At 50.0% G+C, this 24,504-nt stretch carries 17 protein-coding genes; 15 read left to right on the top strand and 2 right to left on the bottom strand.

Annotated features, from left to right (window positions below):
- The first annotated feature begins 79 nt into the window (after positions 1 to 79).
- The 4 genes from NSS94_RS16330 (at position 80) to NSS94_RS16315 (ending at position 3,439) form a co-directional block, all read left to right on the top strand.
- Entirely contained in the window at positions 80 to 1,426 is a 1,347-nt protein-coding gene (locus NSS94_RS16330; RefSeq protein ID WP_341039663.1) for a 2-hydroxycarboxylate transporter family protein, read from the top strand.
- A gap of 63 nt (positions 1,427 to 1,489) precedes the next feature.
- Positions 1,490 to 2,686: an NAD(P)-dependent malic enzyme gene (locus NSS94_RS16325; RefSeq protein ID WP_029515351.1), complete on the top strand. Its 1,197-nt coding sequence runs from the start codon at positions 1,490 to 1,492 to the stop codon at positions 2,684 to 2,686.
- Between the two features lie 168 nt (positions 2,687 to 2,854).
- A complete protein-coding gene (locus tag NSS94_RS16320) occupies positions 2,855 to 3,229 on the top strand; it encodes a hypothetical protein (RefSeq protein ID WP_069012560.1) in 375 nt (124 codons plus the stop codon).
- A gap of 24 nt (positions 3,230 to 3,253) precedes the next feature.
- Entirely contained in the window at positions 3,254 to 3,439 is a 186-nt protein-coding gene (locus NSS94_RS16315) for a YfhD family protein (protein ID WP_029515349.1), read from the top strand.
- 84 nt (positions 3,440 to 3,523) lie between these two features.
- Here the strand turns inward: NSS94_RS16315 and NSS94_RS16310 are convergent, their stop codons facing one another.
- Entirely contained in the window at positions 3,524 to 3,922 is a 399-nt protein-coding gene (locus NSS94_RS16310; RefSeq protein ID WP_141695525.1) for a hypothetical protein, read from the bottom strand.
- A 39-nt stretch (positions 3,923 to 3,961) separates the two neighbouring features.
- Here NSS94_RS16310 and prmA point away from each other — a divergent pair, with 39 nt between their 5' ends.
- From prmA to NSS94_RS16285, 5 genes are all read left to right on the top strand, one after another.
- Positions 3,962 to 4,927, top strand: coding sequence for a 50S ribosomal protein L11 methyltransferase (gene prmA, locus NSS94_RS16305; RefSeq protein ID WP_165148997.1), 966 nt, complete (start codon positions 3,962 to 3,964; stop codon positions 4,925 to 4,927).
- A 2-nt stretch (positions 4,928 to 4,929) separates the two neighbouring features.
- Positions 4,930 to 5,622, top strand: coding sequence for a site-2 protease family protein (locus NSS94_RS16300; RefSeq protein ID WP_029515346.1), 693 nt, complete (start codon positions 4,930 to 4,932; stop codon positions 5,620 to 5,622).
- A gap of 188 nt (positions 5,623 to 5,810) precedes the next feature.
- The gene (locus NSS94_RS16295; protein WP_029515345.1) at positions 5,811 to 6,575 is read left to right on the top strand and encodes a 16S rRNA (uracil(1498)-N(3))-methyltransferase; all 765 of its coding nucleotides are present in this window, start codon (positions 5,811 to 5,813) and stop codon (positions 6,573 to 6,575) included.
- Position 6,576: 1 nt separating this feature from the next.
- The gene (gene mtaB / locus NSS94_RS16290) at positions 6,577 to 7,920 is read left to right on the top strand and encodes a tRNA (N(6)-L-threonylcarbamoyladenosine(37)-C(2))-methylthiotransferase MtaB (protein WP_341039662.1); all 1,344 of its coding nucleotides are present in this window, start codon (positions 6,577 to 6,579) and stop codon (positions 7,918 to 7,920) included.
- Positions 7,921 to 8,024: 104 nt separating this feature from the next.
- Entirely contained in the window at positions 8,025 to 8,459 is a 435-nt protein-coding gene (locus tag NSS94_RS16285) for an NUDIX hydrolase (RefSeq protein WP_029515343.1), read from the top strand.
- On the opposite strand, the gene NSS94_RS16280 is transcribed toward NSS94_RS16285, so the two are convergent.
- Positions 8,449 to 9,471, bottom strand: a complete 1,023-nt coding sequence (locus tag NSS94_RS16280) for a Na/Pi cotransporter family protein (RefSeq protein ID WP_341039661.1) — start codon at positions 9,469 to 9,471, stop codon at positions 8,449 to 8,451. The two genes, NSS94_RS16285 and NSS94_RS16280, sit on opposite strands and share 11 nt — an antisense overlap.
- 394 nt (positions 9,472 to 9,865) lie before the next feature.
- On the opposite strand from NSS94_RS16280, the gene NSS94_RS16275 reads away from it, so the two are divergent.
- The 6 genes from NSS94_RS16275 to NSS94_RS16250 all read left to right on the top strand — a co-directional run bounded on the left by NSS94_RS16275 (position 9,866) and on the right by NSS94_RS16250 (position 24,335).
- A complete protein-coding gene (locus NSS94_RS16275; protein ID WP_341039660.1) occupies positions 9,866 to 11,245 on the top strand; it encodes a class I SAM-dependent rRNA methyltransferase in 1,380 nt (459 codons plus the stop codon).
- A gap of 237 nt (positions 11,246 to 11,482) precedes the next feature.
- Positions 11,483 to 15,049: a helicase-exonuclease AddAB subunit AddB gene (gene addB, locus NSS94_RS16270; RefSeq protein WP_069010255.1), complete on the top strand. Its 3,567-nt coding sequence runs from the start codon at positions 11,483 to 11,485 to the stop codon at positions 15,047 to 15,049.
- Positions 15,046 to 19,065: a helicase-exonuclease AddAB subunit AddA gene (gene addA, locus NSS94_RS16265; RefSeq protein WP_341039659.1), complete on the top strand. Its 4,020-nt coding sequence runs from the start codon at positions 15,046 to 15,048 to the stop codon at positions 19,063 to 19,065. Before addB ends, addA begins: the two co-directional genes overlap by 4 nt.
- A 28-nt stretch (positions 19,066 to 19,093) precedes the next feature.
- Positions 19,094 to 20,278, top strand: coding sequence for an exonuclease SbcCD subunit D (locus NSS94_RS16260; RefSeq protein WP_341039658.1), 1,185 nt, complete (start codon positions 19,094 to 19,096; stop codon positions 20,276 to 20,278).
- Complete coding sequence (locus tag NSS94_RS16255) at positions 20,275 to 23,670, top strand: SMC family ATPase (RefSeq protein ID WP_341039657.1); 3,396 nt, start codon at positions 20,275 to 20,277, stop codon at positions 23,668 to 23,670. The genes NSS94_RS16260 and NSS94_RS16255 overlap by 4 nt, the downstream gene beginning before the upstream one ends.
- Positions 23,671 to 23,930: 260 nt before the next feature.
- Entirely contained in the window at positions 23,931 to 24,335 is a 405-nt protein-coding gene (locus NSS94_RS16250) for a hypothetical protein (protein WP_029517802.1), read from the top strand.
- The last annotated feature ends 169 nt before the right edge of the window (positions 24,336 to 24,504 follow it).

Genomic DNA, 24,504 nt, shown 5'->3' with positions numbered 1-24,504 from the left:
TTTTAAAACCAAATAAAGCGTTTTCCAAGGTGTAGAATGGAAACATGATCATCATTCTTCACTTTTTGGAGGGAGACTTATGGAAAATGCTACGAATCAGCCTGTCATTCAGAAGGGGCAAAGATGGAGTAAAAATTTTGTAGATGGCATCAGAATGCTGGGCAGGGTAAAGGTGGGGGTTATTCCTCTTCCGCTCTATGCCGTGATCGCGCTGATTGTTTATGCAGCTGCAATTACTGAAAGACTTCCGAACGATCTGTTAGGCGGGTTTGCCGTCATCATGATTTTAGGTATACTGCTCAGTGATCTAGGGGCCAAACTTCCGTTGCTTAAGCATATTGGCGGGCCGGCCATTTTATCTCTTATGGTTCCATCGTTAATGGTATTTTGGAATATGTTCAGTCCATCTGCGATGGGTGCTGTACACACGCTTATGAAAACCTCGAATTTTCTTTACTTCTACATCGCATGTCTAGTAACGGGTAGTATTCTTGGTATGGATCGGAAAATGCTGATGAACGGAATTGTCAAGATTTTCGCCCCCATTATTATAGGATCTATTGCAGCAGTTGCCGTGGGGATGATAGTGGGTATGGCTTTTGGCTATAGCGCCTATCATACATTTTTTTTCATCATCATTCCGATTATCTCCGGTGGGATTGGGGAAGGCATTTTACCGTTGTCCATTTCGTATGGATTGGTGCTGGGCAAGGATTCGGCAATATTCGTGTCTCAATTTATCCCCGCTGCAATTATCGGGAACATTGTTGCAATCATAGGTGCGGGTATTCTGAAGAGATTAGCGGAGAAAAATCCAAAAACTTCGGGTAACGGGATGTTATTGAAACTGGAGAAAGGTGCAGAAAAGCTAGCCCCGGCAAGTCTGGAACAATCGATTTCTTTTCCATTGATGGGAGGAGGTCTGCTGTTAGCTTGCACTTTCTTTATTGTGGGTAAGTTGCTGGAGCCGTATCTCCATATTCCAGGTCCGATCCTCATGATTCTGGCGGCTGCGTTAATTAAGTGCATTCAGATTATGCCGAACACATTGGAGCAGGGAGCTTTTCACTTATACAAGTGTATAACGGCAAGTCTGACATGGCCCTTGATGGTGGGATTGGGTATTTTGTATGTACCTTTGGATAGTGTGGTTGGGATCTTAACGGTTCCTTATGCCATCACCTGCGCATCTGTTGTAGTTGCATTGATTGTTACAGGATACTTCACAGGAAAATGGATTCACATGTATCCCGTAGAAGCTGCTTTGGTGACCAGTTGTCGCGGTGGATTAGGGGGCACGGGAGATGTAGCCATTCTGTCTGCGTCCAATCGGATGGAACTGATGCCTTTTGCGCAAATTGCAACACGTATTGGTGGGGCAGGCACGGTCATTTTAGCAACTTTGTTACTCCAATTATGGAGCTGATGAGTTTTATACACAGGATTGAGTTTCATATCCAAATAGAGACATGAAAGGATGGAGAAAAATATGAGCAGTTTAATAGATGAAATTAGAGAATTACACGCAGGTGGCAAAATGGAGACCTTACCAAAGAAGCCAATTGAAACGATGGAAGGGTTGTCCAAAGTGTATACGCCGGGTGTAGCTGAAATTTGTATGGAAATCGCCAATGACCCAGCCAAAGCGTATCAATTAACGATCAAAAAGAATACAGTAGCAGTCGTTTCAGACGGAACCGCGGTACTTGGATTAGGAGATATCGGACCGGAGGCCGCTATGCCTGTAATGGAGGGTAAAGCGGTGTTGTTCAAACAATTTGCAGGTGTCGACGCCTTTCCGATTTGTCTCAACACGAAGGACGCTGATGAAATTGTTCAAATTGTTAAAATGATTGCTCCTGCTTTTGGCGGCATTAATTTGGAGGATATATCTTCGCCACGCTGTTTTGAAATCGAGAGACGGTTGAAGCAGGAACTGGACATTCCAGTATTTCATGATGATCAACATGGTACGGCAGTCGTTGTGTTAGCGGGTCTGGTCAATGCATTAAAGGTATGTGGCAAAAAAATGGAGGATGTCAAAGTCGTATTTGCAGGAATCGGTGCAGCGGGTATGGCCTGCTCCCGTATGCTGCTTAAGGCAGGTGTGCGCAATCTGATTGGCGTTGATCGACAGGGAGCTATTCACCGTGATGTGGAGTACAGTAATCCGCATTGGACAGAGTATGCGAACATGACTAATCCGCACAATTTAAGTGGGAGTTTATCCGAGGTGATTGTGGGAGCTGATGTATTCATCGGTGTGTCAGGCCCGAACATACTGACTGTAGAGGATATACAGAGCATGGCAACTGATCCTATTGTGTTCGCCATGGCGAATCCGATTCCGGAAATCGATCCGGCTGTAGCTGCACCTTATGTACGTGTGCTCGCTACTGGCCGCTCCGATTTTCCAAATCAGATTAACAATGTGCTGTGCTTCCCGGGAATTTTCCGGGGTGCTCTAGATTGTCATGCTACGACGATTAATGAGGAAATGAAACTAGCTGCCGGACTTGCCATCGCTGATGCGATCTGTCCTGAGGAGCTAAGTGAAACTTATATCATACCGAATGTCTTTAATCCGAAGGTGGTTCAAAAGGTACGGGATGCAGTTATTCGCGCTGCTTGGGAGACAGGAGTAGCTAAGTCAGGTGAAGCTCCAGCAGCTGTTTTACACCCGTAAAAGTTATGCTCTTCACAAACTCTGGTTCACTGTCTTGGCCTACTGTTCTTGATATCGTCTGCATCCGTCGGAATATAAAATCGTGCCAATGAGCAGGATATAACAAAGCGTAACGCTCTATGCTCTTGAAGAGCAGTTGCGCTCAATACTACACAGGGAGATTTTGAGATGGGCGAAAAAAATATTTTGGCGTATTTCAAAAGTCCTGAGGAAGCACAGGGAGCTGCTAGAAAACTGGAAGCTCTCCGGGCAGCCGATGTGTCGATAGACCGATTTAGCCGGTATCCGCGGCAGTCTACTGGCAACGCCGGATTGCCTGTATTTTCAGGACAGATTAGCAGCTTGTCCTCATTGACACAGGGCGTGGACTTTACAGATGCAACTCCAGCAATACTGGCTGCGGCTGATCCGTCCGCCAGTGGCATGAGTGATGGAGGACAGGGCGGACCGACAGGCCGCGATATTTTGTTGACTGCTGTGGTGGATGAATCCATTCATCATCAGGCAATGTCCATCGTGGAACAAGCGGGTGGAATGCTGTGAAAAGTTTGGAAGGGGCAGTGACCGATGTCTAAAAACAAACGGTTTGATAAAGTGCTAACCAAAACAGAGAAAATCAAACGCATGCAATCTGCTAAAAATGAAGATGTTGAGTTCTCAGCAGATCAGGCAGATGCTGAGGATCTGGAAGCGATCCGGCGTAGCGAAGGAGCTGACCGTCGTCAGCAGCGTATCATAAACGACAATGAGTAGAATTTAATAAGACGGGTTATCTCCATCAATAGGATGATTTGTGGGATAGCCCGTTTTATTTGTGTTCTTTCCTTTTTCTATTCATTATCCGCTGTATGCTGTTGCACTAAAAACAAGAGGACCGGCGACGAAAGCAGTAGTCGCAGGCGTTTGATTTTCAATAATTAGTTGGTAGTTTTGCACGCCCAGAGGCGCAACGTCTACCGTTTCGACATTAAGAATAATATTGTTATCGAAGACATTGGATTCCAGTCCGTAATAAATTTCCTTGCCGGCTCTCCATATACGTACAAGTACTCTAATGTTGCCGACACCGACGAAACGTAGTCCAATCGAGGCTTTTAACTCTACACGGTTGTTGACAGCACCAGAAATAGCAGGATCAATAAATACAGATGTCGTAGCAATTCCAAGTCCGGCTGGAGAAATCGGAAAAGGACGATTACCAGCTTTTTTGAACTCCTGTGCATGTATATAGTACAATGTAATGTATGCATGTGAAATGAGGAGGAAATGAAAACCATGTTGTGGAATGAAATTACAATACATACAACCGAAGAAGCCATCGAAATGATTTCGAATTTTCTGCACGAAGCAGGTGCAGGAGGGGTTTCCATTGAAGAATCCGGTTCGCTCAACAAGCCGCGGGATACGTCCTATGGACAGTGGTATGATCGACCTTTGAACGACATACCTGAAGGACAAGCGATCATCAAAGGCTATTTTGCCGAAGAAGTGGACATGGATAGTATTCGTTCGCAAATTGAGCCGCGCGTCAAAGAATTGAGAACTTTCGATATTGACCCTGGTGAGGTTCAGTATGAACTGAAAACAGTTGATGAGGATGACTGGGCAAATGCTTGGAAGCAATATTTCAAGCCTTTGCGTGTGTCGGACCGTCTGACGATTAAACCTACTTGGGAGGACTATGAGCCTGCGAGTGAAGAGGAAAAAATCATTGAGCTGGACCCTGGTATGGCCTTCGGGACTGGAACGCATCCTACGACATCCCTTTGTCTGAGAACGCTGGAATCTGTGATTAAGGGCGGGGAAGAAGTCATTGATGTCGGCACGGGTTCCGGTATTTTGGCCATTGGAGCTGTAAAGCTGGGAGCGAAGCATGTACTTGCCTTGGATCTGGATCCGGTGGCAGTATCCAGTGCGCGGGAAAATACGCGTCTGAACGGGCTGGAGGAACGCATTACCATTAAAGAAAGTGATTTGCTATCGGTGCTTAATGCAAGCGATCCAACGCTGGGTATCCAGTTACCCGTCAAGCTAGTGGTAGCTAATATATTGGCAGAGATTATTTTGCTGTTCATTGACGATGTATATAAAGCCCTGGAACCAGGTGGTATTTATATTGCTTCAGGGATTTGGAAGAACAAAGAAGAAGTTGTCGAAACTGCGTTGAAGGCAGCTGGCTTTGAGATTGCCGAAATAAGCCGGGATGAAGATTGGCTGGCGTTTGTGGCGAGAAAGAGGTAAGTATGGATTTTTTACAAAATATTTTTCGTGTAAATTTAAATGTTCTTCCATTTTATTTGCTGGCCGTGATCATATCGTTCACGGTTCATGAGTTTGCACATGCATTTTATGCCAATAAATTTGGTGACCCTACAGCCAAGCTACTTGGGCGCGTGACTTTAAATCCGGCAGTGCATATTGACCTGCTGGGTACGCTACTGCTGCTGATCGGAGGCTTTGGCTGGGCCAAGCCAGTTCCGGTTAATCGTGATAACTTTAGTCGTCCGCGCCTCATGGGCATTATTGTATCGGCTGCGGGTCCGCTCAGCAATCTGCTGCTTGCATTTGTTACTACTTTAATCTATGCCGTGCTCCTTCATTTTCAAGTATTGCCGGGGATGGAGAACCAACGGGTGGCTCAAGCAATCTATTTGTTTATCAATGCTTTGATCAATTTAAATCTGTTTTTGTTTATCTTTAATTTGATCCCACTGCCTCCACTGGATGGATACCGGATTGTGGAAGATGTGGCCCCCACTCCTGTACGTCGCAAACTCCAGCAGTTTGAACAGTGGTCGATCTTTATTTTTCTGCTTATCCTGGTCATTCCACAGGTTCGAGTTGTAACGATTGAACCTCTTTACACGCTGGCCCAGATGATTTATATACAGTTTTTGCAGTTCTCTTTTTATATCACTGGATTGTTCGGAGCCTAAGGGCTCCTTTTTTTACGAGAATGGTAGGTATACCTTGAATAGAAGAGTGAACAGACTGGTCATACAGGCGCAAAAGATGATATGATGTTGCTTGGTGATTTATTCGGATTTTGTACGGAACATTAGTGGATAACAGTTATTTTTAGAATGAGGATTTTTGCAAAATCCAGGAATAGGTGTGAGAGAGAATGCAGCGTTATTTTATTCCGGCAGAGCAATTTCTAGAAGATCACGTGATTGTTGCGGGTGAGGACGCGCGGCATATCGCTAAAGTCATGCGGGGCCGTAGTGGTGACAAAATTATAGTCAGTGACGGGGTATCTAGGGAAGCACTGGCTGCATTGGATACGATAGAGCAGGATCATGTTACGGCGACGATTATTGAGCCGCTGAAGATGACCTCTGAACCGCATGTGCAGGTCACCATCGCTCAGAGTCTTCCTAAAGGAGACAAGATGGAGACGGTGATGCAAAAATGTACAGAAATCGGAGCAACCGGGTTTGTACCGTTTTTGTCCGAGCGTACGGTCGTGCAGTATGATGCCAAAAAAGAAGGCAAGCGACTGGAGCGTTGGCGCAAGATTGTGAAGGAAGCGGCTGAACAAAGCCACCGTAACCGGATTCCAGAAATTAGTGCGCCAATGACGTGGAAAGAACTTCTGGCTTCTTTTGCTGGGTATGATTTGATATGTTATTGTTATGAAAAAGAGCAGGGTCAGCAGCTACGGGATGTAATCCAGCCATTGGTAGGACAATGGGCGTCGACGGACATGCCGCGTGTTCTGCTGGTGGTAGGCCCGGAAGGCGGCTTTACTGAAGCGGAAAGCCTGGAGGCCGAGCAGGCTGGGGCCCAGTCTACAGGACTGGGAAGACGTATTTTGCGTGCTGAGACCGCAGGAATGGCTGCATTGGCTTGCATTTTATATGAGACAGGAGAAATGGGAGGGGTTTAATATGCCGTCAGTGGCATTTTACACATTGGGCTGTAAGGTAAACTTTTATGATACAGAAGCGATCTGGCAGCTGTTTAAAAATGAAGGTTATGAACAGGTGGACTTTGATGAGCAGACCGCGGATGTCTATCTTATTAATACATGTACCGTTACGAATACCGGTGATAAAAAGAGTCGTCAGATCATTCGCCGCGCGATTCGCCGGAATCCAGATGCCATTGTTGCAGTGACGGGCTGTTATGCCCAAACTTCTCCTGCCGAAATTATGGATATTCCTGGCGTTGATCTCGTTATCGGGACTCAAGATCGGGACAAAATCATTCCGTTCGTGCAGGAAATTCAAGGGACGCGTCAACCAGTGAACGCCGTGCGCAATATTATGAAAACGCGTGTATTTGAGGAAATGGATGTGCCTGATTTTGCTAATCATACTCGGGCCTTTTTGAAAATTCAGGATGGGTGCAATAACTTCTGTACCTTCTGCATCATTCCATGGTCGCGGGGGCTATCCCGCAGTCGTGACGCTGCGAGCATTATTGCACAGGCGCGTCAACTGGTACACGCAGGCTACAAGGAAATAGTACTCACTGGTATCCATACTGGCGGTTATGGTGACGACATGGATAATTATGACCTATCTGATCTGCTGTGGGATCTGGAGAAGGTGGAAGGGCTGGAGCGTATCCGCATCAGTTCGATTGAAGCCAGCCAGATTGATGAAAAAATGCTTGATGTACTGAACCGTTCCACCAAGCTGGTTCGTCATTTTCATATACCGCTTCAGGCGGGGGACGACACTGTATTGAAACGGATGCGTCGTAAGTACACCACAGAAGAGTTTTATAACAAAATGCTTATGATTCGCAAAGCAATGCCCGATGTTGCGATTACAACGGACGTAATTGTCGGCTTCCCTGGGGAGACGGATGAAATGTTCCGCAATGGCTATGAGCTGATGAAAAAAATCGGTTTTTCGGAAATGCATGTGTTTCCGTACTCCAAGCGTAGTGGAACTCCTGCGGCGCGTATGGAGGATCAGGTGGACGAAGACGTGAAAAATGTACGAGTGCATGAGCTGATACAACTGTCAGAGCAAATGCAACTGGCGTATGTTGAGAAGTTTGTAGGTCAGGTGCTGGAGGTCATTCCGGAAGTTGCGCCGAAAGGGACCGAAGATAGCGGCATACTCCATGGATATAGTGACAATTATATTCAACTGGCGTTTGAAGGTACTGAGGATCTGGTTGGCAAGGTATGCCGCGTGAAGCTAACGAAGGCAGGCATTAATGAAAGTGAAGGCCAATTGGTTCGCGTACTGGAGAATGGGCTGCAAACAGCTCTGTAAGAACAAAAAAAGCCTGAAAAGGCAATAGAGATGGCAAACAAGGATTTCGCCTTTCCTTACAGAGAGGACGGAATCCTTGTTGCGCAAGGAAGGGAGATTACAGGATGGCAGCAAAAAAGGAAATTTCCGCAGGCGGTGTTGTGTTTCGCAAACAGGGGGAGCAGCTTGAAATTCAGCTCATTACTGACCGATATGGCAAGGTATCCTTGGCTAAAGGAAAAATGGAGTTGGGAGAAACAATCGAACAGACGGCTTTACGTGAAATTCGCGAGGAAACAGGGTTGAACGGGCGGATTATCCAGCATGTAGATATGATTGCTTATACGTATCAGCATCCGGAATTTGGGGAAGTGGATAAAGAAGTACACTATTATCTTGTAGAGGCACTAGATGGGGATTTACAGGCACAAATCGAAGAAATTAAGGGAGTTGCATGGCATAAGCCTGAGGAAGCATGGCTTCTCCAGCGCCAGGGCGGATATGACAATAATGATGTCATTTTGAGCAAGGCGCTGTCCATGCTAGGAATTAACGTTTGATTCTGTGGGGAGATATACGATCCTCTAAACGCGTCCATACAGGTAGGTAGCACAGAGGCAAGACCAGCAGAGAGCTAATGACGTTAAACAGGGTTTGGGCATGGGCTACCTTGGCTCCGGGCTCGGTAGATATCCAGGCGGCGGCCATTTCTAGCCCAGGGATCAACGGCATAAAGAGCAAGGCTCCGCCTACGTTCAGCAGCACATGGGACCAGGCTACAAATTTGCCGGACACGCTGCCACCAACAGCGGCAATCAGGGCGGTTACGCAGGTGCCTACATTGGAGCCGATGACGATGGCGATCCCCACATCGGCTGGCAAGGCACCCGCAGCGGCAAGGCTGATCGCCATGCCAATAACGGCTGCGCTACTGTGAACCAGTGCGGTCAGGCAGGCACCCGCAGCGAAGGCCCACCACATGTTGGCCGCAGCGTGATCAAGAAACCAGCGGAATAGTCCGGCCTGCTCAATCCATGGGCCGACCGTTTGCATTACGCGGATACCCGCCAGAATCAGCGAAAATCCAGCAAATACGAGGCTGATATATTGTACAGCCTGCGGAGGGCTAAGCCCATTGGAGCCGGGTGAAACTCCGGCAGACGCGTACTGGCGAACGGAGATTGATTCTCCCCACAGTACGGCGGCGCTCCAGCAGAGCAGTGAGCCGCAGAGCAGCGGAACAGCCAGCTTGCCAAGCTGGAGCCCCATCAGCTCGGTGGTGAGACAGGTACCGATATTGGTGCCAAGAATGATGCCGAGCGTACGGCCATAGGTCAATAGCCCGGCGTTGACCAGTCCGATCGTCAGCACCGTTACAGCGGTGCTGCTTTGCAACAGGGCGGTAATGCCTGAACTGAACAGCATACCCCGCCAAGGGGAAACGGTGGCGCGGTTCAGCCAACGGGTGAGGAAGGGGCCAGCCAAATGCCGGAGGGCTGCTTCCATCAGCTTCATCCCGCCCAAAAAAATAAACAGTCCGCCGCACAGCGGGAGTATAACATGTATAAGCACGGGCATAGCCCCCTTTTCTAGGTGAAAATACTTATGTAACAGCCTATGATCTGTCGAGGACAGCCATGACAAGCATGGCTAAGCTCTTTTTAGGAAAACGATAATTTTTGTAGTATCTTCACAAGCTTTAAAAGCGTGACGCCGATATACAGGCGGGCAGTAGCGAAGCGGATCATTTGAATCTGGAGAAGCGAGAGCGTTCGCCTGAAAGCTTTCCAAAGGAAAGCTGCTTCGGAAGTATAAACCTAGGGGGATTCTTACCATTAAAATCATTTATAAAATCCAAAGAATCCCCGTGCAACAGCGATCGTAAGATCAAATGATCCGCAGAGCCGCGCCCCTATCGAACAACGTTTTAACACTTTGAGTAATCCAAGAATGGGAGTGAAGGATTTTGCCTTCAGTAATATTAGAACGCAGCCGTAAAAAAAGGCTGGAGCACGCACACCCTTGGGTGTTTAAAAACGAAATAGCCAAGATCGAAGGAGACCCAGAGGCAGGCGATTTGGTCAGTATTGTTAACCATCAGGGGCGTTATTTGGCGACAGGTTACTATAATCCGGCTTCACAAATTACAGTGCGTGTGATGTCCTATGAGCCGCTGGAAGCGATGGATCAAAACTTTTTTGCCCAACGCTTTCGCAAATGTCTGGAGCACCGCGAACGTTTTGTGACCGGGGGAGACGCTTATCGGTTGGTGTACGGCGAGGCTGATTTTTTGCCTGGACTGATTGTAGACCGTTTTGGTGATGTGTTGGTTGTGCAGCTGTTAACGCTTGGCATGGATCGGCGCAGGGAAGAAATCAGGGATGCGCTCGTTGAAGTAGTGGGTCCTGTTGGTATATATGAGCGCAGTGATGTATCCATCCGAGAGCTGGAAGGATTGAAACAAACGAAGGGTCCTTTGTACGGTGATTGCCCGCGTCATGTAGTGGTGACGGAAAATGGCCTGCATATCAAGGTTGATATCGTAGAGGGCCAGAAGACGGGTTATTTCTTTGACCAGCGTGAAAATCGTGCGGCCATAGCACCGTTGATGACAGGTTGGGGAGCACGTAGTGGAATTACGCTACAAGAAGTTGCTACAGACTCAGGGGACGCTGCCACAACGGTCATGAAGCCAGTGAATAAAAGTGGTAAGGTTGTTGAATTCCCATTCTGGGACGGCGCAACCGTATTGGAATGTTTTTCACATACGGGAAGCTTTACGCTCAATGCCTGTAAATATGGTGCTAAAAAAGTAACTTGTCTTGATATTTCTGAGCATGCGATTGAAAGTGCGCGGGACAATGTCAAGCTGAACGGTTTTGAGGAACGCGTCGAGTTTGTCGTCGACGATGCTTTTCAATATTTGCGCAATCAGGTGAAAGGTGTAGAGGAACGCAATGCACGAGCCGGGGGCAAAGGAGATACGTCTAAGCCGCTGACAGCGGGTGGCGGACGCACCTTTGACGTGGTCATTCTTGATCCGCCAGCCTTTGCCAAAACGAAGAACGCTGTCAAAGGGGCTACACGTGGATATAAAGATATCAACCTGCACGGGATGAAGCTCGTTAATGAGGGCGGCTATCTGGTGACAGCGAGTTGCTCGTTCCACATGCGGCCGGAGTTGTTTTTGGACACCATTAAGGAAGCAGCGGCAGATGCCGGCAAAATCCTTCGTCTGGTAGACTGGAGAGCAGCTGGTAAGGACCATCCTCAAATTTTGGGTGTGGAGGAAGGCCATTACTTGAAATTCGCCATCTTTGAGGTGCGCAGCCGGACACAGTTGTAGTTTCATACAAAGTCAAAGTCAATCGCCCTTTTGGTGATTAAATAGGTAAAATAAAACTCGTTTTAGGTATAAATCAGTCCTGTAGAGAAGGCGTGCACCAAGCCAATCTGCGGGACTGATTTATTTTTTAGAGGGAGAAAGAATTGCTACAACATGGCAAACGTACGTTCTTTTCTCTCTTGCCTGATATGCTATACTGTTTAATAGAATGTTGTTCGTTGGAAAGGAGGCCGCATCATGTCGGTCCGTTTGTTGATTGGCCGCTCTGGGAGTGGTAAAAGTACGTTAATCCGCAATGAAATGACGTCTTTGTTACGCGAGGAGCCGCTAGGTAAGCCTATGCTGTTACTTGTACCGGAGCAATCGTCATTTGCTTCTGAGCATGCGTTACTTACAGAAGCCGGAAACGGTATTCAGGGGTCGGTGCGCGCCCAAGTGATGGGATTTCACCGTCTTGCCTATTTAGTTATGCAGGAAACCGGGGGTTCAGCGCTGGTGCCTGTAACGGAAGAAGGCAAGAAGATGCTTTTATATAAAATTATTCGTCGTCGCAAGGATGAACTGAGTTTGTTTAAGGATTCGGGAGACCAGCTCGGCTTTGTGGATCGGTTGAATACATTGTTCACGGAGCTAAAGCAGTATGGAAATGATACTCGGTCTGTACCCGAGCAACTGGAGCGAATGAACGCTGCTGGAGAGTCAACTCCGATTTTGCGCGGCAAGCTCAAAGATATCAGTCTAATCTACGAGGATTTTGAACGAGAGCTGACGCTTAAATATATTGACGGTGAAGATACGCTGCGCATGCTGGCAGAACAGATTGCAGAGTCTTCCCTTGTGCGTGGAGCAGACATTTGGATGGATGGCTACCGTAGGTTTACACCACATGAATATAAAGTGGTGGAGCAACTTATGCTGCATGCCTCTTCGTTGACAGTGGCGCTGACTTGCAACCGCAGCTACGAGAGCGGACAGCTTCCGCATGAGCTGGATTTGTTTCATCCTTCGGCCGCTACGTATGTAAAGCTCAAAGGAATGGCAGACGAGCTGATGATAGAGACGCAGACACAATTACTTCGCCCTGATCCGCCGCCGAGATTTAAGGAGCGTCCGGCGTTGGCGTATTTGGAGGCTAACTTTGAATATCGTACAGGGTTACGGAATCAGGAACAACGGATGCGGCTGCAGCAGCTACGAGAGCAGTGGACAGAAGAACAGCCGGAAGGCATAAAACTGTATGCTGCGGCGAATCGCCGCGCTGAGTTGGAAGGTGCTGTACGCGAAATGCGTCGTTTAGCCCGAGATGAGGGCGCGCGTTATCGGGAGATGGCCCTGTTTGTGCGTCATATTGAAGATTATGAGTCATGGGTGGAACCGATATTCAAACAATATGAGGTTCCAGTATTTCTGGATCAGCGGAGAAGTGTATTGCATCATCCCTTAGTGGAATTGATTCGGGCTTCACTGGATATCGTGCAGCGACGCTGGCGATATGAGGATGTATTCCGTGCGGTCAAAACAGATCTTCTCCTGCCGCTGGATGGTCGGGTGAGCCGCGAGGAGATGGATCGTCTGGAAAACTATGTACTGGCCTGCGGAATACAAGGTAGCCGTTGGACAGACGGTCGCCCGTGGCAGGCTGTGCCCAGCTTGTCACTGGAGCTAGAGGAGCAGGAACGGAACCGTAGGCGGGATGAAACGTTGGATTTGATGGAGCTGTGTCGGGATGTAATCGTGACGCCTTTACGTGCGTTTGAGAAACGTGTGGGCAAGGCACGAACTGCACTTGAGAAGTGTGAAGCGGTATATCTGTTACTGGAGGATGCAGAAATTGGCCACAAGCTGGACGCCTTCATTCATCAGGCAGAGGAAGCAGGAAATCCTGAGCAGGCCAAGGAGCATCGTCAGGTATGGGATGCAGTGCTTGAACTACTGGATCAAATCGTCGAAATGATGGGTGACGAGAGGCTGGATACCTCTTTGTTTGCGGGTGTGCTGGAAACGGGATTGGCTGAATTCCGTATGGGACTTGTTCCGCCAGCTCTGGATCAGGTTCTAGTCGGAAACACGGATCGTACACGTGTGACCGGTATTCAACATGCTTTTGTGCTAGGTATGAACGAAGGTGTGATGCCGGCTGTGTTCCATGAGGACGGTGTGCTGAATGAGCAGGAGCGTACGGCATTAAACGAACGAGGCGTAGAGCTGGCGCCGGATATGACAAGACGTCTGCTGGACGAACGTTTTCTCGCTTATACGGCCCTTACTTCAGCCGGTAGAAGCCTGTGGATGAGCTATGCCGTGACTGATGAAGAAGGCAAGTCATTGTTGCCGTCTGAGTTAGTACGACATGTGCGGCAATTGTTTCCTAGTCTGGACGAACGCCCACTGGCTGGATACCCTTTGCCTGGGGATGCTTGGACGACGCAATGGGAGTATGCTTCTCATCCGTCCGAGGCTTTGCCGCAGCTTATTGCGCAATTACGACAATGGCGACGTGGCGGTGACATTTTATCTCCTTGGTGGGAGGTATATAACTGGTATGCCAGCCAGCAAGGGCGTGAGAAGGACAAGCTGCGTCAGCTGTTGACCTCACTTTTTTACGAGAACCATGCCGAAATGCAGAAGGAAACGAGCCGTCGTCTGTACGGCAGCAAGCTGCGTACCAGCGTATCTCGTATGGAACGTTTTGTGGCATGTCCATTTTCGCACTTTGCCTCTCATGGTCTTCGTTTGAAGGAACGTCAAATGTATCGCCTGAAGGCCCCGGATATCGGACAATTATTCCATGCAGCGCTTGGAGAGATGGCGATCAATCTGCGTAATCGCAATGTCAGCTGGGGCAGTCTCAGCACGGAGGAATGCCGCCAAGAGGCGGAAAGTACAGTGGAGCGTTTGGCTCCTCGTCTGCAAGGCGAGATTCTAATGAGCTCCAAGCGGTATGGGTACATTTTGCGCAAATTGAAAGATATCGTGAGCCGTGCTTCGTTGATTTTAGGTGAACATGCGCGAAGAGGTAGTTTTGAGCCGATTGGGCTGGAGTTGGACTTTGGGCCGGGTCAGCAGCTTCCTCCGTTAAGCTTCCGGTTAGATAACGGTGTTGTGATGGAAATTGTCGGACGGATCGACCGTGTAGATGTGGCAGAGGGAGAAAAAGGTTTACTTTTGCGTGTCATCGATTACAAGTCCAGCCAAAAGGATCTCAAGCTGCATGAAGTGTACTATGGCTTGTCCTTGCAAATGCTCACGTACCTGGATGTGCTGCTGAATGCGGCGGAGGAATGGTTGGGCGAGACTGCTTATCCGGCGGGTACGCTGTATTTTCACGTCCACAATCCGATGTTACAGTCGCCTAACGGTCTTAGCGAAGAACAGGCCCGTCAGGAGCTTTTGAAACGCTTCAAGATGAAGGGATTGTTGCTCGCGGATCGGGATGTAGTTGGGCAGATGGATACATCATTGGACAAGGGATATTCTTCTATTTTACCTGTTGCGGTGAAAGCAGACGGTAGTTTTTATAGCAGTGCCTCGGTTGCTTCGCCGGAACAGTGGGACAGCCTGCTAGCTTCGGTGCGTAATAATATTCGGACGATTGGTACACGGATGACAGAGGGCGATGTGGCCATTGAACCGTATCGTATCCAGCAAGAGACGGCATGTACCTTCTGCTCTTTTAAGCCTGTTTGTCAATTTGACGACAGTCTGGAGGGCAGTGGCTACAATCAATGGGGTAAACCCGGTAAGGATCAGATCTGGAATCTGCTGGGTCATACACAGGAAGGGAAAGGAGGAATGGACCAATGATAGGCATGTCAAACATTAAAGGTTTACCGAAGCCGGAAGGCAGTATGTGGAGCGATGACCAGTGGCGTGCCATTTCGGAATCTGGTAACAACATGCTGGTTGCGGCAGCGGCAGGGTCTGGTAAAACAGCGGTGCTTGTAGAGCGTATTATTCGTAAAATTGTCGATCCCCAGCTTGGCTTCAGTGTGGATCGGTTACTGGTAGCGACCTTTACGAAGGCAGCCGCCGCCGAAATGCGTCAACGGATACGCGAAGCGTTGGAACGTGTATTGGAGCAGGAACCGGAAAGTGAACATGTACGCCGTCAGCTATCGTTGCTGAATCGGGCCTCGATTACGACGCTTCACTCATTTTGTATGGAGGTCATCCGCAGGCATTATCAGGCCATTCCCCTTGATCCTGGTTTTCGGATTATGAATGAGCATGAGACAGAATTGCTGCGCCAGGAGCTTCTAGAAGAACTGTTTGAGGAGAAATATGAGGCTCATGATGAAGGCAGTACATTCCGCAGACTAGTCGACTGGTTTAGTGGAGAACGCACCGATGATGCGATGTATGTGCTTGTTCAGCGATTGTATGATTTTTCTCAAAGTCATCCTTGGCCGGAGCATTGGCTGCGGGAGACAGCAGCTGCATTTCGTGTGCAGGATGTAGCGGCTCTCGGAGAGACGCCTTGGGTTCGCAGCATTTTGGCGGATGCTGCACTTTCATTGCGCGGAGCAGCGAGCTTGCTGGAACAGGCGCATGAAACTGCTATGCAGCCCGGCGGTCCTGCACCTTATACAGTGACGCTGCAAGAGGATACGGCGATGGTGAAGGGATTGCTGCAGGAATTGGAGACACAGCCGTGGGCATCTCTATATGATCATTTTCAGGCAGCTGCCTTCGGTAAGCTCAAGCCGGTCAAAAAAGATCAGACTGAGCCTGCATTGCAGGAACGGGTTAAGACGCTGCGCGAAGCAGCCAAAAAAATGATTACAGATATGAAGGCTTCCCTGTTTGGCAGGAGAGCAGAAGCCTATTGGGAGGAGCTACACGCCGCAGCTCCGTTGATGGACGAATTGGTAGAAACCGTGATTGTATTCGGGGAACGTTTTCAACAGCACAAGCAGTCAAAAGGGTTGGTGGATTTCGGGGATTTGGAACATTATTGTCTGAAAATATTACGACATCCCGATTCTACTCCGTACAAGCTACTACCTTCCGACGCTGCGCTCGAATACAAGGCGCAATTCGACGAGGTGCTGTTAGATGAGTATCAGGATACGAATACCGTACAGGAAGATATCGTTAGGCTGGTATCACGGGAGGAACCAGGTAACCGTTTTATGGTGGGCGACGTGAAACAGAGTATTTATCGGTTTCGGCTGGCGGAGCCGGGTCTGTTTTTGAATAAGTATCAACGGTACGGCATGCAGGAGCAGGAAGATGGATTTTTAATTGATTTGGCGCGTAATTTCCGCAGTCGGGAGGAAGTTGTCGATGCGGTCAATTTGGTGTTCCGCCAGATTATGAGTGTGGATGTGGCGGAAATTGAGTACGATGAACGAGCGTGGCTGGTACACGGCGCATCCTATCCCGACCCGTCGGATCAAGACACCGCATCTGTATACGCACCTGAGCTGCTGTTAGTAGATAAGGGTGGCCATGGTCTTTCCGAGGCTTCGGAGCTGTCCGAAACGGAGGACGAATCTGTTTTTCAGGAAAGTGAGCTGGCTGAGCTTGTGGAACTGGAAACGGCACAGTTAGAGGCTCGTGCGATTGCGCAACGGATTAAAGAACTGACCGGAGATACCGGACAACCACTGTTGATTTACGACAGAGGATTAAAAGCGATGCGCCCGGCAATCTACGGCGATATCGTCATTTTGCTTCGTTCGGCAAGCGTGTGGGCCCCCCTAATTGTAGAGGAACTGCGGCTTGAGGGCATTCCGGCCTCCGGGGAGCAGACGACAGGCTTTTTTAAAGCAACGGAAGTTGAGGTAATGTTGTCTCTGCTGCACATTATTGATAATCCACAGCAGGACATCCCGCTTGCATCCGTGCTTCGTTCGCCGATTGTCGGCTTGACCGAAGATGAACTGGCACAAATTCGGTTGGAAAAGCCGGATGGATTGTTTTATGGCGCATTGCTGGCGGCGGCAGAGGCGGACCCACTGAAGGAGAGCGAAAAAGGGACCACTGCTGACATCATGGAGTTGGATCTTTTCCCTGAGGACTCTTTATCTTCATCTGACTTTGGTAATAGAAATAACGGGAATACGTTGTCTGCCCGACTACGTTCATTTTTGCATAATTTGGAAGCCTGGCGGCAGGAAGCCCGACAAGGTAGCTTAAGTGCATTGATTTGGAATGTGCTGGAGGAAACAGGGTATCTGGATTGGGTCGGTGGACTGCCTGGCGGCTCACAGCGTCAAAGCAATTTGCGGGCGCTATATGACCGAGCGAGACAGTATGAGACTTCAACGTCCAACCGAGGATTGTTCCGATTTCTGACCTTCATTTCCCGTCTACGGGAGCGAGGCGGTGATTTAGGATCCATTAGCGGGGGGACCGAACCCGATCAAGCTGTCCGCATTATGACCATTCATAAAAGTAAAGGACTTGAATTCCCTATCGTGTTTATAGCCGGGACGGCAAAAATGTTCAATCAACAGGATCTCAATGCGCCGTTTCTTATGCACAAGGAGTTGGGGTTTGGTCCTAAATATGTGGAGGAACAAAATCGTGTCAGCTACCCTACGCTGCCCAATTTAGCGATCCGCCGACGCTCACAGCTGGAGCTATTGGCTGAGGAAATGCGGGTGTTATATGTGGCGCTTACACGGCCGCGTGAAAAGCTGATTATGACCGGAACCGTGAAGGATCTAGCTTCACGCGCAGCGGGTTGGGCACGTGCCAAAGAGCATACGGAAACGGTCTTACCAGACTATATGCTGGCGGCAGGCCGCAGCTATCTGGACTGGGTAGGTCCCGCTTTGATTCGGCATCCTTCTGCTACTTTGTTGAGGGAAGCGGCAGGTGATCAAGATGGGTACTATCACAAATTGGAACATATGCCGGGAACAGACTGGTTATTTAAAATTGTGGCCTCGGAAACATTTTCCGGCTCTCGTGTGAACTCAGATCATGAGGAAGAGGTGTCGGGCGAAGAGCGCCAAAAGAAGACAGAAGCACTGAGAAATGCGGAGCTAATCGACTTGAACGAAAAGAGTGAAACAGACATTGAAGCTGCTCTTTCCTGGACCTATCCGTATGAGCGGGCCGGCAAGACGGCAGCCAATACATCGGTTACTGAGATGAAAAGATGGCTGGAAATGCAGGAGATGGGATCGGACGACTGGTTGAATCTATCTACCTCCGTACTAGCAGAGTTACCGGAGGATCGGGAGGATTCTCACACTGGGGGCAGTCAATTACACTTGCGCAGACCTAAGTTTATGGGGAATCAGCGACTGACTCCAACGGAACGAGGAACGGTCTATCATACGTTGATGCTGCATTTGCCACTAGATGGGGGGATGAGCGCCGAAGTTATTGAGGAAACAAAGGCTCGTTTGCTCAATCAGCGTATGTTACTGAATGTCCATGCAAAGGCGCTAGATACGAATAAAATATTACGCTTTTTCACTAGTGAGCTGGGTAGCAGAATGTTGGGGGCATCGCATGTTCAAAGAGAGCTTCCGTTTACTTATACCATGCGGGCAAACGATTACTGGAACCACAGCTTACCATCGATGTCACCAGGACAAGAAACAGATTCGGAAGGTGGACAGGACGGAGATAAAGTGCTGATGAACGGCATTATTGACTGTCTATTTGAAACTCCCGAAGGACTCGTGCTGGTGGATTATAAAACAGATCGGATATCTGAGTATCGTACACTGTCCCATTTAACAGACCAATATCGTTTTCAATTGGAGCTGTATGCCCGTGTGATCGAAGAAATTACAGGCAAAAAGGTTGCTGAGAAGTGGCTGTATTTTTTAGAAGCTGGAGAGAGTGTACAGCTGTAGTTATATAGCTAGGGAGAGGAGGAATAACATGCGGATTTTGCATACAGGTGATTGGCATTTGGGTCGCACGTTGGAAGGACGCAGCCGTTTGAAGGAGCAGGAGGCGTTTTTGGAAGAACTAGCGAAAATGGCTGACGATCAGCAGGCCGATTTGATTATGATGGCTGGAGACGTATACGACTCAGTCAATCCTTCAGCCGCAGCCGAGCAATTGTTTTATGAAACGTCTGCCCGTCTTACGGCTGGAGGAAGACCACTAGTCGTCATTGCGGGCAATCATGATCAGCCGGAAAGGGTATCCTCGGTCACACCACTGGTGAGCGGGCGCGGAATTACATTGCTGGGACTGCCCCATGGGGAAGCGGTACGCGTTCGTACACCGCGAACGGGTGAACTGGCATGCATTGCAGCCTTGCCATATCCCTCCGAGTCTCGTCTGAACGAGCTATTGTCTGAAGACGGAGATGAAACAGTCTTGCGCGAGGCATACAGTCGCCGTGTGGGCTTGCTGATGTCACAGCTGGGTACAGCATTTCGGCCTGACACCGTCAATTTGTCAATGAGCCATATTTATGTGCTCGGCGGGCTGGAGTCGGACTCGGAACGCCCGATTCAGGTCGGGGGGGCGTATACCGTAGATCCGTCTGCTTTGAGCATTGGGGCACAGTATACGGCTCTAGGACATTTGCATCGTCCCCAATATGTGAAAGGAGACGGGCTGATGCGTTACAGTGGCTCGCCGCTGGCTTATAGCTTTTCCGAAGCCGGACAAGCCAAATCGGTTACGTTAATTGACGTGGTTGCTGGCAAGCCTGCTCAGGTCGAGGAACTGTATATTACCAGTGGACGCCCATTAGTGAGGTGGCGCGCACGGGGAGGTCTGGAGGAAGTATATCGCTGGCTGGACGAAGGACTAGATGCCGATGCCTTTATTGATCTGGAAATTACGCTGGATGAAGCAATGTCGATGGGAGATATTCAGCGGCTGCGCAAAAGCCGTGAAGGTATCATTCATATTCGCCCCATGTATCCAGAAATGGCTGCCGCACAGCTGGAGCACCAACGATCAGAACTGCCAGTGCATGAGCTGTTCCGGGCATTCTATCAGCGGCAGACAGGCGGAGCACAGCCAGATGACGGATTAGTGCAGTTGTTTCTGGAGCTGGTGGAACAGGATGATGCAAGAGATCACGCTGAGGAGGAGGACGCATGAAACCAATCCTTCTAAAACTGGCGGGGTTGCAAAGCTACCGGGAGTCGCAGGAAATTCGCTTTGACGATTTGACCGAAACTGGGTTGTTCGGAATTTTTGGCCCAACGGGTAGTGGAAAATCAACGCTGCTGGATGCCATTACGTTGGCTATGTACGGTAAAGTGGAGCGGGCAGTGAATGGTACACAAGGCATTATGAATCATGCCGAGGATACGTTGTCTGTTGCATTTACGTTTGAATTAATGTCAGCTCAAGGACCTCGTCGTTACCGTGTAGAACGACGTTTCAAACGTGCTGGAGGCGTATCGGTTAATAATACGCTTAGCCGTTTTATTGCGTTAACAGAGGATGGCGAGGAAGTGCTTGCCGATAAGGTGCAGGATGTGACGCGCTGTGTGGAGGAGTATATCGGCCTGAAAATGGACGATTTTACACGAGCTGTCGTATTGCCGCAGGGAAAGTTTGCGGAATTCTTGTCCTTAAAGGGCAGTGAACGCAGACAGATGCTACAGCGTTTGTTCCATCTGGAGAAGTACGGAGATCAACTTGCACAGAAGCTAAGCCGTCGTGTGAAAGATAACGATATCGCACTGAAAGCATTAGAGGCGGAGCAGCAAGGGCTGGGGGATGCGAGTGCTGAAGCACTTGAACATGTAGAGTTGCGTCTCAAAGAGGCGATTGCCAATGCAGAAGCTTCGCGTCGCGAGCTAGAGCGTGTCTCACGTGAATCGGAGGCGCTAAACAAAACCCGTGAGCTGGTCATCGAGCTCAGCCAAAGATTGAACGAGCTGGAGCAGTTGGCAGCACAGGAGCCGGGCATTGCTTTACTGGAGCGTAAGCTTCGACAAGCAACTTCAGCCGAGGCATTGCTGCCTGCACTGACGGATTGGAAGGAAGCCATTGCTGAAGCGGAAAAACGGCATAAGACTGCCGAAGAAGTGGCAGTCCTGGCCGCTACCGCGCAGAAGGCTGCGCTTGTCTCTGCGCAAGCAGATGAGCAGGCCCGGCAAGCACTCAGTGCCGAAGAACCAAAGCTATTGCTTCGGATCGACCAACTAGAACAGGCGCTTCAACTGGAGCGTGATACGGAAGCGTTGCGGACCGAACGGGACCGTCTGGCGGCCGAGCTTGGGCATAGCGAACAAATCCTTGCTGAACATGCAGAAGGACTCGCAAAGGAACAAGAGCTACAGACGCGAGGCTTGAAGCGACAGCAAGAGCTTCAACAAGAGCTAAAGCAAAATGAAGTGCGAGCAGATGAGCGGCGTATGCTGCAAGAGGCTGTGCAACGGTTGCAACAGCTGGAAATCGCGAATGAGCAATTGCGTGAAGCTGAACTGGAGTACGTGACTCAGGAGAAACGGCTTGCGCAAGCTGACGAACGTCTAAAGCTGACGGACCAGGAGACACAGGAGACGGAGGCACGGCGTTCTGCCCTTGCTGCACAGGCAGCTGATGGCATTGAGGCATTGCTGACGTTGGAGGCAGAAATCACCGCCGATATGTCGTCACTGGCTGCCGAGGAAGAACAGCTGCGTCACGAGCTCCGTGCCGAGGAGCTGGGGCGTCTCGCTCAGCATCTCGCTGCCGAGTTGCGCGAAGGCGAGCCGTGCGCAGTGTGCGGCTCGCTGCATCACCCCGCGCCTGCCGTCGTCGCGGCGCATAGCGCGGATGCCGCTGCGCCAGATGAGATGCACCGCCTGCGGCTTGGTTTGCAGGAGCTGCGCCTCACACTGCGCCAGCAGTTGCACGAGCAACGCAGCTTGCTGGCGCAGCCCGCCACCGCAAACAGTGGCGCTGCCGCCACGGGCGAGCCTTTCACGCCTGCGGCAGCGCCAGCAGAGCCGCGTGGTGCCGCAGCATGGGCGGAGCGCTGCGCGGCGCTGGAACGTGCTGCAGCCGAGCTAGCCGCACGTGCGCATGCGCTGCCTGCCGAGGCACTGGCGCTGCGCGAAGCAGACGCCGCTGGACAGCAGCGGCGTATCCGTGCCGCCGCCGAGCAGGAGGCAGCAGCTGTAGCGCTGACGCAGGCACAGAGCAAGCGCGAGGCATGCACCACGCGCAGCGAGGGGCTGCGCGCCGAATGGGCGGCGCAGCTAACGGATGTCGCTCCGGACGAAGCCGCGGAGCGTTACCGCGCCATGCAGGAGCGCGATGGGCGCGCGGAAGAGCTGCGGTCCCGGCTGGAGACGAGTGTGACCTTCCTCGAAGAAAAGGCGGCGCGTGTTCAACAGATACAGCAGAGTATCATCGAGGAAGACAAAATCATTATTGCCCGTCGTACAGGGCTCCAAAGCAAAGATGATTCGCTTCGCGAAAAGCTGGCCCAGCTCCGAAAGTGGGTTGGAGATGGCCAAGCGGCTTCATTGCTGGAAGAAGCGACCTCGCGACTGTTGGGGCTGAAAAACGGAGCCGAAGTCGCGGCACGACAACGTACTGAAGCGGAAGAACGCAAGCAGCAAGCCGTTCATGCTTCACTGATTGCCCGGCAGGCCTCCGACTCGGCAGAAGAAAGACGTCAGATGGCAGAGTCCCGTTGGGGCAGTCGTCTGGAAGCCTCCTCTTTTGCTACGGAAGCAGAGGTTATGGAATGCTGCCTGGGACCGGAAGAAGCCGCACGCTATGAGCGTGAAGTGAGTTTACATCGAGAACGGGAAAAGGAGATGTCTTCCCGCTTAAAGCATGTCGAAGAGCAGCTGAATGGAGCAACGGTAACAGAGGAACAGTGGGAAGCGGCCACTGCACAGCTACGTGATTGCCGTGCACGCGATGAAGAGGCGCTTCAAAATCGCGCCAAGGCTGAGCGTGATTTAGAGGACTTGCAGCGTCGGCACGTCCGCTGGATGGAGCTGGAGTCCAATCGTGTACATTTGCGTAGTGAAGCGGAAAAAATGTCCAAGCTCCAGACTGTTTTTCGCGGCAATGCCTTTGTTGAATATATTGCTGAGGAGCAGCTCATGCAGGTCAGTCAATCGGCTTCACGCCGCCTGCGTTTTCTGACCAAGCAGCGATACGCGCTAGAGGTAGATTCCAGCGGTGGTTTTGTCATTAGTGACGATGCCAACGGTGGGGTCAAACGTCCGGTATCGACCTTGTCCGGTGGCGAAACGTTCCTGACCTCCTTGTCGCTTGCGCTTGCGCTGTCGGCTCAAATTCAATTGCGGGGCCAGTACCCTCTGCAATTTTTCTTTCTGGATGAAGGCTTTGGAACGTTGGACCCTGAGCTGCTTGACACGGTGATCACCTCACTGGAAAAGCTGCACCACGATCAATTGTCTGTTGGTGTGATTAGTCATGTGCCTGAACTACGGGCCCGTCTTCCGCGCAAGTTGGTTGTTCTTCCAGCAGAGCAGGCTGGAGGCGGATCACGTGTGGTTATGGAAACTTTTTGAAGTAATGTGATACAGGTCACAGATACAGTTTCAAACTATTGTTATAATACAGCCAAGCCGACAAGTTAATCATACAGCACCCCGGCGGACGTATGCTGCGGAAGAAATCTTCCCATCATACGTCCGTTCAGAGGGGCTCTGCCAAGAGCTCCCGGGGTGCTTCTTTTTTTTGCAAGCCGGAATTCGCCCAATTTGATGTAGCAAATGGCCCGTTTTTGAATAACATACGGTATACATGCAGAGCCTAGGAGGAAACAACCATGGAAAAAAGCATGACAACCGAAAAAGTTACAGCACCGGAACAGACGGATGCTAAAACACTATGTCAAAAGCATATGCATCGTTATGTATGCGTATGGGTGAAGGACGGGACAATGTATGATGGCATTGTAGAGCATGTGGATGATGAAAAGATATACTTAGCCGTTCCTATGGGTGGAGACGAGATGGAGAATGTCAATGTTAATCTCCCGTATCCGCCTAACAATTGTGGCTGCGGTTCCCGTGCTTATGGTGGCTATGCATCTTATCCTCCGTATCCGTATCCGTACCCGTATCCAGTACCTGCTTATGCATATGGGTTCCCCTACGGACGCCGTCGCTTTAATCGTTTGATTCTGCCACTTGCAGCGTTGACAGCGATCAGCTTGCTGCCTTATTACTAATCCTAATTTCTTAGTCGCCAGATATAGTGAATTCTCTGCTCTCTCCCGCCTACAGCTCTTGTACAGTACAAGTGACTTTAAGGCGCATCCATACATCATCACCATGCAAGGCTGTTTCTTCCTTTATGAAGAAACAGCCTCTTTTTCACGTAAACCATCCCAAATATGA

It is taken from the genome of Paenibacillus sp. FSL L8-0644, assembly GCF_038008165.1.
Lineage (GTDB): Bacteria > Bacillota > Bacilli > Paenibacillales > Paenibacillaceae > Paenibacillus > Paenibacillus polymyxa_D.
This window is presented reverse-complemented; position numbering and strand designations above follow the sequence as displayed.